The organism is Thermodesulfitimonas sp., from assembly GCF_052743955.1.
Genome location: NZ_JBRAIN010000067.1, coordinates 1 through 10,047, shown reverse-complemented (window position 1 = coordinate 10,047; position 10,047 = coordinate 1). Strand labels below are relative to the sequence as shown.

The window sequence follows — 10,047 nt, the reverse complement described above, 5'->3', positions numbered from 1 at the left end:
TGACATTTTACCGTGAGTCTTTTAAGGCAAAAATACAGCCTCCTTCAAAAACCCGGGCCTCGAAAGCGATCAGCCCACGATCGCCTGCCAGCCAAGATCGGGCGCCACGGTTCCGGCGCAGGAACCCGCCAGGTGGGCCGCAAACTCGCTCTGGCAACATTCGAGCGCATAGACCAGCGCCTTGCCCGCCATCCGGCCCAGGTCGCATCTGGCCGCAGGCGCGACGGCTTTGGCCACTTCGCTGAGCAAAGCGATTTCTGCCGTGGTCGTCTCTCCCTTAAGCACGCGCTCCAAGATCTCCTGTCCGCGCTTGGTCCCTACGCGGCAGGAGACGCACGCGCCACAGGACTCTTTCTGAACGAAGTCGAGGAAATATTTGACCATTTCCACCATACAGACGCTTTCTTCCAGGAAGAGCTTGCCAGCCGAGCCGAGGGCCGCCACAACTCGCCCCAAAGACTGGTAGTTGATTCCCGTAGCCTTTAAGGAGTTGGGCCCCAGGTCTTTTAGCCGCGCCGTGAAATCGGAAGCCACCTGGGCAAACCGGGCTCCCTCCGAGGCCGACACCCATTCCAGCCGTAACCGGTCCCGCTCGATCCCTATCCAGTCGAGCAGGCGGTACAGCACCTTGATCCGCCGCTCGGCATAGTAGTTGCCCCTGACGTAGTGACAGTCGCCGGGATGGCAGCCGCCGACCAGCACGCCATCGGCGCCGCAAAAGAAAGCCTTCAGGATAAACTCCGGCTCCACCCTTCCCGAACAGGGCACCCTGATGATCCGGAGGTTCGGCGGGTAACTGTACCGGAGGGAGCCGGCCAAGTCGGCACCGGCGTAACTGCACCAGTTGCATAAAAAGGCGATAATGTTGGGCTCAAAACCGTTCGCCATCCTTTTAATCCTCCTTGAGCAAGGCCAATTCTTTTTCCACCCATTTCGGGTTGTGTTCCTTAGCCCATTCTAACGGCACCGTGCCCGGCCCAAGTCTGAACATCGCCTTGAAGTCCGGCCAGTTGTAAATTACCAACGGGACATGGACAAAAAGCATGAAGAGCGTCACAAAGAATGAGAGCCAGACGTGGAGTTTGAAAAAGGTGAGGGTCCAGAATTTCCCCAGCGCCTGGGGAATGAAGTACAAAGACCAGCCGGTCACTCCCAATATTGCGAGGGTGGCCATGACGCACAGGCCGTAAAACTTTTGGCCGGCGTTGTACTTCGACTGCGGCGGGGAGCCAGGAGAACCCGATTTTAAATAACTTATAGGGGTAGCCGCCGAGGTTTTTCCACCAAGCGATTGTATCCCGATCCCAGCTGAGCAGCTCCTTAGCGAAGATAAATGCGCGGTCAGGCGTCACTATAAGGTAGTCCAGCGTCACCAAGGTTAAAGGGATGGCGAAATAGATATGCCACTGCATAAACGCTGCCCTTACCGCCTCGCCGACAAACTTAAAGTAGACGGCGAACCCGGTTGCCGCCAGAACCACCCAGCAGATCATAAGCACGATATGCATGATCCTGCTGGGGACAGAGTGGCGTAGCACCACCATCTTCTCCATACATCACACCCCCATCGGAAAGGTTTTTACGCGCGGTGCGTAACCTGTGTGGAGTAAGGATTCGCTTGTTTCGCTAAGCGGGTGGGTTGCGAACTCGCTGTAAAGCCGCTCTGCTTTTTCTGCCTTAATACTTAGCTTCCATAACCTGTAAAAGAAAGACCACGAAAGCCGCCGTATCTTACGGTAGACCTTCGTGGTCTCCTTTAGCCTACTTTGGGAGGAACCGCCGTACCGCCGGTTTCGCCCGGCTGACATCTTAAAGTACAAACTTTCGCTTTCAGAACAAGATCTCCTGCTAAATAAAGAAAAAATTTTTCACCGCTAAGTAAAATTTGTCGCCTCACGGGGATTGTTTTTAAGCCCCAAGCAGCTATAATGGTGATTAACCAGCAACCGCGAAGGTCGGAATTCTTTTTACTTTATTTCAGTAAAAGTTTTTACAGTAAAAGTCACCATAAAAGGCCACGGAGGTCTCTACCCTGCCGCGAAGGCGGGGCGGGCGCGGTGGCCTTTTTGTTTGGATGTGTAAATCAGAGTCGAGCGAGGTTAACTCGTGTCACTTTTGCTAACACCGGATGTGATACAAGGGGTAGAGGGGTCACGCGGATCGCGGTGATCGACGGTCAGGGCGGTGGCATCGGTAAGCTTCTGGTGGAAAAATTACGCTGCGCCCTGCCGGAAGAGGTGGAGATAATCGCCTTAGGAAGCAACGCGGTGGCCACTGCGGCTATGTTGAAAGCGGGCGCGAACAGCGGCGGTTCCGGCGAGAACGCGATCGTACAAACCACGCCCGCAGTGGATCTTATTGTAGGCACCATCGGCGTATAGTTGTGGCGCCCAGCATGTTGGGGGAGATCACGCCGCGGATAGCCGAAGCGGTAGCGCACAGTCCGGCACGCAAGCTGCTTCTTCACCTTAACCGGGCCGGAATCGAGATCATAGGCGCCTCAAAAGAGCCTTTGCCCTACCTCGCCGATATGCCGGTGGAAGAAGTGCGCGCCCACCTGCGCGAGCGGATGGCGGAAGGCCGCCGGTTGCTGCAAAGCGCAGCGACTACCCCGCTGCCCAAAAATTTCGACGCTTGAGGGGGCGCCAAGATTACGGACCGGCCTGCCTTTTGAAAGAATATACGCATCAGGTAGCTACTTAGCTCTTAAATTTTTAACGTAACGTCCTGCGGCGGGGGTTCGCACCTGACGGCAAGGGACGGGGAGGAAACGGCCCGCCCTTTGCCCGGCGGGCCGTTAAGTTCGGGAGGCAAAAGACGGATGGAGAGCCGGATCGGCGTTATCGGGATTATCGTGGAAAACCGGCGCGAGGCGGCACCGCGCGTTAACGAGATCCTAAGCCGGCACGCGGATATCATCGTCGGCCGGATGGGCGTCCCCTACCGGGAGAAAAACCTTTCGGTTATCACGCTGATTGTAGACGGAACCACGGACGCCCTCGGCGCCCTGACGGGACAGCTCGGCGCGCTGCCCGGCGTCAAGGTTAAAAGCGCCCTGGCGAGGAGGCTTTCCGGTGAAGACCCGCAAAGAAAAGGATCTGCTCGGTGAACTAGAGGTGCCCCGTGACGCTTACTACGGTATCCACACCCTACGGGCCAAGGGTAATTTCGCCGTCTCGGGGCTCAAAGTGTACCCCGACCTCACCTGGGCTCTGGCTCTGGTGAAGAAGGCTGCGGCCATGGCAAACACGGAGTTAGGGTTGCTCGACCGGCAGCGGGGGGCAGCCATCATCCAGGCGGCGGGAGAATTAGCGGCGGGTATGTACCGGGACCAGATTGTGGTTGACGCCCTCCAGGGAGGCGCGGGCACCTTCACCAACATGAACGTCAACGAGGTTATCGCCAACCGGGCGATCGAACTCCTCGGCGGGGAGAAGGGTAACTACGCCATCGTCCACCCCCTCGACCACGTTAACCTCGGGCAGTCGACCAACGACGTTTATCCTACGGCACTCCGGGCCGCCGCCATTAAGTTAGTGCGGGCTTTAGCCCAGGCGATGGCGCAGCTTCAGGGGGCACCCCAGGCGAAAGAGAAGGAGTTTGCTGCCATCCTCAAGATCAGGCGCACCGAGTTGCAGGACGCGGTCCCGGTCACCCTCGGCCAGGAGTTCGGGGCGTGGGCCGAAGCGGTAGCGCGGGACTGGTGGCGCCTCTATAAAGCCGAAGAACGGCTCCGCCAGGTCAACTTGGGCGGGACGGCGGTAGGCACCAGACTCAACGCCAGCCGCCGGTACATCTACCGGGTGATCGAAATCCTGCGTGAGCTGACCGGTTTTGGTCTGGCGCGCGCCGAAAATTCCTTCGAGGCCACCCAGAATGCCGATATCTTTGCGGAGGTTTCCGGATTCCTGAAGACCGCCGCGGTTAACCTAGCCAAAATCGCGGGGGATTTGCGCCTTCTCTCCTCCGGTCCCCGCGCTGGCCTCGCGGAGATCAGGCTTCCCGAGGTGCAGGCCGGCTCCTCGATCATGCCCGGCAAGGTTAACCCCGTTATCCCGGAGATGGTCACACAGGTCGCCTACCAGGTTATGGCTAATGATGTTGCCGTCAATATGGCTGCTGCTTCTGGCTGTTTGGAGCTGAACGCCTTTTTACCTTTGATAGCCCATAACCTCTTGCATTCCCTTACGTTGCTGGCGAACGCGGCGCACCTCCTGGCCGAAAGGTGCGTGCAGGGTATTGTGGCCGACCCCGAGCGCTGCCGCGAGTTGTTAGCGGCCAGCCAGGGGGTGATTACCGCTTTTGTCCCCTACATCGGTTACGAGAAGGCTGCCAAATTAGTGACTAAAGCCGTGGCCCTTGGCCGGCAGGTTACCGAGCTATTGGTAACCGAAGGAATTTTTACCTGGGACGAGGTAGCGGCGATTTTGCGGCCGCAAGAATTAACGACGCCGGGAGTCGCCGGGGCGTGCTACTTCCGGAACCGAAGACCGGCGGAGAACCCGCCCGCAGGCGAGCGGCCCGGTACGGATACTTTTAAAAGTTATTAAGGAAGGAGAGAGAAGATGCTGCCACCGGAAGAAGAAGATTGGCGGGAAAAACGGTTGGCGCTGATCCGCAGGTACGAGGCGGCGGAGAAACGGGAGGATTTCATAAAAGAGGAAGAGATCGCGGCCATCCTCGCCCGCACGGCGGACCCGCCGCGCGCAGCGGTTGCGGAAGTTTTATCTAAAGCGCGGGAGCTGCACGGCTTGAACCCGGAGGAGGCAGCGGTGTTCCTCAACTGCCGGGACGCTGAAGTGTGGGAAGAGATCTTTGCCACCGCTCGGCAGATCAAAGAGGCGGTTTACGGCAACCGGATTGTGCTCTTTGCGCCGCTTTATATCTCGAGCCCCTGCGTTAACAACTGCGCTTACTGCGGTTTCCGCCATACCAACGCGGCGGTAAGCAAAAGGACCCTGACGGCGGAAGAGTTAGCGGAAGAGGTCCGGATACTCACCCAGAACGGACACAAGCGCCTCATCGTGGTCCACGGCGAACACCCCGTAAGCGACGTTGACTTTATGTGCCGCACCATCGAGAAGATCTACGCCACCAAAAACGGCCGCGGGGAGATCCGGCGGGTTAACGTCAACGCCGCCCCGCTGACCGTAGCGGAGTACCGGCAGCTGAAGGAAGTAGGCATCGGCACCTATCAGGTCTTCCAGGAAACCTACCACCACGAGACCTACCGGAAGATGCACCCCGCGAACACCCTGAAAGGGTCCTACCGGTGGCGCCTTTTTGCCCTGCACCGGGCCATGGAGGCCGGCATCGACGACGTGGCGATCGGCGTCCTTTTCGGGCTTTACGACTGGCGCTTCGAGGTGCTCAGCCTCATCTGCCACGCGCTGGATTTGGAGCGCGAGTTCGGCGTGGGGCCCCATACCATCTCCTTCCCGCGGCTAGAACCGGCCCTGAACACCCCGGTAGCGAGCGCCCCGCCGTACCCGGTTTCGGACGCGGATTTCAAAAAGGTCATCGCCGTCCTGCGGTGTGCGGTGCCCTATACGGGACTGATTCTGACCTGCCGCGAACGGCCCGCGCTGCGGCGGGAGGTCATCCCGCTAGGGGTGTCCCAGACCGACGCGGGGTCCCGAATTGCCGTCGGCGGCTACGCGCAAATGGCCCGGGAACATATCCTCGACCGCCAGCAGTTCCAGTTGGGCGACACCCGTTCTCTCGACGAGTTCATCCGCGAGCTGTGCGAAGACGGGTACATTCCTTATCTTCTGCACCGCTGGTTACCGTGCCGGGCGCACCGGGTGCCACTTTATGTCTTTCGCCAAAAAGGGGCTGGTGAAAAACTTCTGCATCCCGAACGCGGTGCTCACTTTCAAGGAGTACCTGCTCGACTACGCCACGCCGGCTACCCGGGAAGTAGGCGAAAAACCGATTGCCGCCTACGTTGGTAGGTTCGCGCAGCAGATGCCGAAACGCGCCGCGGCGCTACGGGAAATGCTCACCCGGATGGAGGCGGGAGAGCGTGACTTTTACTTCTAAAGGCCGGCGGACGCCCCCAAACGCCGGGGTGGAGATGCCGGCGGCGTTGCTCGGGGCCTTACAGCAGGCGGCGGCAGCGGCCTGTAGCACTTACGGTGTGCCCAAGATCTACTTTGCCCGGGCCTTCGGCAACCGCCTCCACTACCTGACGGGCTACGGCGAAGAGACCTACCTGCCGGCGGTGAAAGAGCTTATAAGTGACGGCCTCTGGGTTTTTATCGGGGGCGCCGCGCGGCTGACGGCGGCAGAGCGAAGCGAACTGGTTAAAACGCTGCGGGCGGTTGTCGCTGCCCATTGCCCCGCCGAAAAGACGCATCCGGTGCTGTCCAACGACAGAAAGGAGGAAACCAACCGGTGAGCCTGAACGCCACCCCGCGCGGCCAGCGCTTGCATATCGCTCTTTTCGGCCGCCGCAACGCCGGTAAATCGAGCCTGATTAACGCCCTGACCGGTCAGGAAACCGCCATTGCGGCTGACGTTCCCGGCACCACCACCGATCTGGTATCCAAGGCCATGGAGATCCTACCTCTCGGTCCGGTGATGCTGGTTGATACGGCGGGTCTCGACGACGTCGGATACTTAGGAGACCTGCGGGTAAAAAAGAGTCTGGCGGTCCTGGAAAAAACCGACCTGGTGGTGCTGGTCGTCGATCCCGGCCAGGGCACCGGTTCCTTCGAGGCCGACGTGTTGCGCCGCAGCCAAGCCCGGGGCATCCCCGTTATCGGGGTCGCGAACAAGTGTGACCTCTATCCCGACCCGCCCGTCGGCGTGTGGGCGGCCGCGCTGCCCATCCCCTGGGTGGTGGTGAGCGCCCGGACCGGCCAGGGGATTGACCGGCTCAAGCGGGCCCTTGTAGAACACGCCCCAAGGACTGGACGCTGCCCACCATCGTCGGCGACTTGATCGCTCCCGGCGATACGGTGGTCCTAGTGATCCCCATCGACAAGGCCGCGCCGAAGGGAAGGCTGATCCTGCCCTAGCAGCAGGTGATTCGCGATGTCTTGGAGCACGACGCGGTGGCGGTGATGGTGAAGGAGCGGGAACTGCGCCACGCCCTCGCCGGGATGACCAGACCCCCGCGCCTGGTGGTAACGGATGCCTCCGCTTGTCTCAAAGCCGCGGCCGATACGCCGCCCGGCGTGCTTTTCACCTCCTTTTCGATCCTCTTCGCCCGCTTCAAAGGCGATCTCAACACCCTCGTGGCGGGAGCAAAAGCGGTAAACGAACTGCGCCCGGGCGAAAAGTGCTGATCGCCGAGGCCTGCACCCACCACCCCATCGAAGACGACATCGGCCGCGTGAAGATCCCCCGCTGGCTGCGGCAGGTGGCGGGTGGGGAGCTTGTTTTCGACGTTGCGGCCGGCGGCGGGCCGCTTCCGGATAACCTCGCCGCCTACCGGCCGATCGTTCACTGCGGCGGCTGCATGTTAAACCGCCGGGAGATGCTTTCCCGCCTGATGCAGGCGCGCGAAGCCGGCGTTCCGGTGGTCAATTACGGCGTGCTTATGGCGCACATGCACAGTGTTCTGCGCCGGGCGCTCTCGCCCTTCCCGGCAGCCCTGGCTGTGCTGGGCGAAGACCCGGAGGGTCCTGGTGAGGAGATATAGCCCTTTCACCTGGCAAAACACGTCCCGCAATGAGCGCGCCGCGGGAAGAGTTCGCCGCCGCCTTGGCAAAAGCGGTGGCGACTTCTTCGCTTACACGGGAAGAGATCATTCTCCTCCTCAGCGCTCAGGGAGAAGAGATTGAAACGCTCTGCCGGAAGGCTGACGCGGTGCGGGCGAAACACCTCGGCGATACCGTGCACCTGCGCGCGGTCATCGAGTTTTCCAATTACTGCGTCCGCAACTGCCTTTACTGCGGCCTGCGGCGGGATAACCGGCGTCTGTCACGCTACCGGATGACGCCGGAAGAAATCTTCACTGCCGCGAGACATGCCAGGGCTGAGGGGTTTCGCCCAGTCGTTCTGCAGGCGGGAGAAGACCCCTTCTACCGTCCCGGGGAGTTGACCCGCCTCGTTTACCGCCTCAAAAGCGAACTCGACGTGGCCGTTACCCTTTCGTTGGGCGATCTCTCCCGGGAGGCTTACCGGGAGCTGCGCGCCGCGGGGGCGGACCGCTACCTTTTGAAACACGAGACCGCCGACCCGGCCCTCTTCGCCTCCCTGCGTCCCGGCACCACCTTCACCGCGCGCGTCAAAAGGCTCTACTGGTTGCGGGAACTTGGCTACCAGGTGGGCAGCGGTAATATCGTCGGCCTGCCCGGCCAAACCGTCGCCTCGCTGGCGGAAGATATCCTGTTGCTTAAAGAACTCGACGTGGAAATGGCCGGCATTGGACCCTTCATCCCGCACCCGGCAACGCCGCTCGGCACTTTTCCGCCCGGCTCTCTGAGTCTCACCCTGAAGGTGCTGGCCGTCACCCGGCTCCTGCTCCCGCTAGCCCACTTACCGGCCACCACCGCGGTCGCCACCCTGTCCCCGGAGGGGCGGCACCGGGCGCTCAAGGCCGGCGCCAACGTGGTGATGCCCGATCTCACGCCGTCCCCCTACCGGCAACACTACGCGATTTACCTGGGCAAGACCCGGCCGCACGGCGAAGGGAAGAACGCTTTCCGGTGGTGGCAGCAGGAATTAGCGAAGATAGGGAGAGAAGTGGGCTGCGGCTACGGACATAGCCCGAAATTACCCTAATCTTCTAATGATTCCCAAGAAATGATCTCCTGCTCAAGGAAGCGGAGACGGAGTAGCTCTCCCCGCCGTAAGTGTCCACTCCGGTGCATTTCGTACAGCCCCCGGTGGTGGTACCGGGCCACCGCACCATTTGCGTGGCGCACCCCGATCCACCCCGGGTCATAAGTGCCGATAAACTCGACGACCTCTTCCACCACCGGAGTGCAGCTTAACTTCAGTCCCAGGGTCACGCCCGGTAGCAGGATGAGCGCGGTGAGGAAGCCGATAATAAAGTAGACGCGGGGCCACTGGGGGTGCGTAAGCCCTACAAAGGCGATTGCCAGTGCCACCGCGATGGGAACGATAAGCGTGGTTAAATAATTCATCCGGCGAAAGTATTCCCGCATCTTGAGCCCCTGATAGAATCTTTCGCCCCGGCCTGCCCAATTCCTTTTGGGCGGCGGCATTTACCCCCAGACGAGCACGTTGCCGGCGAGTAAAGTGTTCAGCAACTCGTAGGCGTCGGTTGGCCGGCCCACCTTAAGGGCGTGGGTCAGGTTGAAGTGGTTGAGACACGTGCCGCAAGCTAAAATCTGCACGCCTTTCTGCGCGATATCCTGCAGTGCCTCTAACACCGGCGAGCCTTCGCAGGCGAGCTTCACGCCGCCGTTTATCAGCAGGATCGTTTCGGGCCGCGTCTCGTTGACCGCTAAGGTGTCGAGGAGAATCTTGATCAGCTTGCGTCCGAGTTCTTCGTCGCCGCGCCCTAGCGCCTCGGTCTGGATCAGGAGCGTCCGCACTGCCCCCGTGCCGCAGAAAACCGCAACTGGCGGCGCCATGTGGGGGTGGGGCACTGGGGCGCCGGTTTGTGCGGCCGCCGGCCCCGGCGCACCGCTGGTCTCTGCCGTAGGCACCGCACCTTCCCGCGTCCCGGTGAGCCGCCAGCAGCCCTGCTGCTCCTCTACCTTAATATTATAGCCGCTTTTCTCCCCGTAGCGGTGCACGTTCTCCACCGCCGCTCGGTTGTCCACTAAGATGGCGAAGGCCGCCCCCCCGGCGTCAATTGCCGCTTTAACGAGGAGCACCGGCTGCGGGCAAGGCTTCCCGCGGGCATCGATCTCGCGCACACGCTCACGCTCCTTTTTATAGCGCCTTTTTGCCTTTAGCATAGCCACCGTTTCTTTGTTTGTCAAATAACAAAGCGTTATCTTACTGCCGGCCTGGAGGTGGGCGTTCCAGTGCTGGTCCAGGAGAATGAATTTATTTTTGTTGATGGGGAGGATTTTGGGGGCGAAGATGGAAGTGAAAACCAACAAGACTCACGGTAAAATGTCA

At 60.6% G+C, this 10,047-nt stretch carries 11 protein-coding genes and 4 pseudogenes; 8 read left to right on the top strand and 7 right to left on the bottom strand.

Annotated elements, in window-relative coordinates:
* Positions 1-69 precede the first annotated feature (69 nt).
* The 5 genes and pseudogenes from ACUVTA_RS06870 to ACUVTA_RS06850 all read right to left on the bottom strand — a co-directional run bounded on the left by ACUVTA_RS06870 (position 70) and on the right by ACUVTA_RS06850 (position 1,808).
* A complete protein-coding gene (locus ACUVTA_RS06870; protein ID WP_445952215.1) occupies positions 70-384 on the bottom strand; it encodes an NADH-ubiquinone oxidoreductase-F iron-sulfur binding region domain-containing protein in 315 nt (104 codons plus the stop codon).
* Between the two features lie 102 nt (positions 385-486).
* Positions 487-888 (bottom strand): annotated as a pseudogene (locus tag ACUVTA_RS06865) (hydrogenase iron-sulfur subunit); the annotation flags it as partial.
* Positions 889-892: 4 nt separating this feature from the next.
* The gene (locus ACUVTA_RS06860; protein ID WP_445952214.1) at positions 893-1,258 is read right to left on the bottom strand and encodes a cytochrome b/b6 domain-containing protein; all 366 of its coding nucleotides are present in this window, start codon (positions 1,256-1,258) and stop codon (positions 893-895) included.
* 73 nt (positions 1,259-1,331) lie between these two features.
* Positions 1,332-1,493, bottom strand: a pseudogene (locus tag ACUVTA_RS06855) (hypothetical protein); the annotation flags it as partial.
* Between the two features lie 63 nt (positions 1,494-1,556).
* Entirely contained in the window at positions 1,557-1,808 is a 252-nt protein-coding gene (locus tag ACUVTA_RS06850) for an iron hydrogenase small subunit (protein ID WP_445952213.1), read from the bottom strand.
* Positions 1,809-2,165: 357 nt separating this feature from the next.
* Here ACUVTA_RS06850 and ACUVTA_RS06845 point away from each other — a divergent pair, with 357 nt between their 5' ends.
* The 8 genes and pseudogenes from ACUVTA_RS06845 to hydE all read left to right on the top strand — a co-directional run bounded on the left by ACUVTA_RS06845 (position 2,166) and on the right by hydE (position 8,733).
* Entirely contained in the window at positions 2,166-2,381 is a 216-nt protein-coding gene (locus tag ACUVTA_RS06845; RefSeq protein ID WP_445952212.1) for a DUF3842 family protein, read from the top strand.
* Positions 2,382-2,383: 2 nt separating this feature from the next.
* On the top strand, positions 2,384-2,638 hold the full coding sequence (locus ACUVTA_RS06840; protein WP_445952211.1) for a DUF3842 family protein: 255 nt from the start codon (positions 2,384-2,386) through the stop codon (positions 2,636-2,638).
* A gap of 183 nt (positions 2,639-2,821) precedes the next feature.
* A complete protein-coding gene (locus tag ACUVTA_RS06835) occupies positions 2,822-3,109 on the top strand; it encodes a TM1266 family iron-only hydrogenase system putative regulator (RefSeq protein WP_445952210.1) in 288 nt (95 codons plus the stop codon).
* Complete coding sequence (locus ACUVTA_RS06830; RefSeq protein WP_445952209.1) at positions 3,075-4,550, top strand: aspartate ammonia-lyase; 1,476 nt, start codon at positions 3,075-3,077, stop codon at positions 4,548-4,550. The genes ACUVTA_RS06835 and ACUVTA_RS06830 overlap by 35 nt, the downstream gene beginning before the upstream one ends.
* 15 nt (positions 4,551-4,565) lie before the next feature.
* Positions 4,566-6,042 (top strand): annotated as a pseudogene (hydG, locus tag ACUVTA_RS06825) ([FeFe] hydrogenase H-cluster radical SAM maturase HydG).
* On the top strand, positions 6,026-6,400 hold the full coding sequence (locus ACUVTA_RS06820) for a hypothetical protein (RefSeq protein ID WP_445952208.1): 375 nt from the start codon (positions 6,026-6,028) through the stop codon (positions 6,398-6,400). Before hydG ends, ACUVTA_RS06820 begins: the two are co-directional and overlap by 17 nt.
* A 2-nt stretch (positions 6,401-6,402) precedes the next feature.
* Positions 6,403-7,648 (top strand): annotated as a pseudogene (hydF, locus tag ACUVTA_RS06815) ([FeFe] hydrogenase H-cluster maturation GTPase HydF).
* A 29-nt stretch (positions 7,649-7,677) separates the two neighbouring features.
* Positions 7,678-8,733, top strand: a complete 1,056-nt coding sequence (hydE, locus tag ACUVTA_RS06810) for a [FeFe] hydrogenase H-cluster radical SAM maturase HydE (protein WP_445952207.1) — start codon at positions 7,678-7,680, stop codon at positions 8,731-8,733.
* On the opposite strand, the gene ACUVTA_RS06805 is transcribed toward hydE, so the two are convergent.
* Complete coding sequence (locus tag ACUVTA_RS06805) at positions 8,730-9,119, bottom strand: hypothetical protein (RefSeq protein WP_445952206.1); 390 nt, start codon at positions 9,117-9,119, stop codon at positions 8,730-8,732. The two genes, hydE and ACUVTA_RS06805, sit on opposite strands and share 4 nt — an antisense overlap.
* A 60-nt stretch (positions 9,120-9,179) precedes the next feature.
* Positions 9,180-9,839 carry a sulfurtransferase-like selenium metabolism protein YedF gene (gene yedF, locus ACUVTA_RS06800; RefSeq protein WP_445952205.1) on the bottom strand — a complete coding sequence of 220 codons (660 nt, stop codon included), beginning with the start codon at positions 9,837-9,839 and terminating at the stop codon, positions 9,180-9,182.
* Between the last annotated feature and the right edge of the window lie 208 nt (positions 9,840-10,047).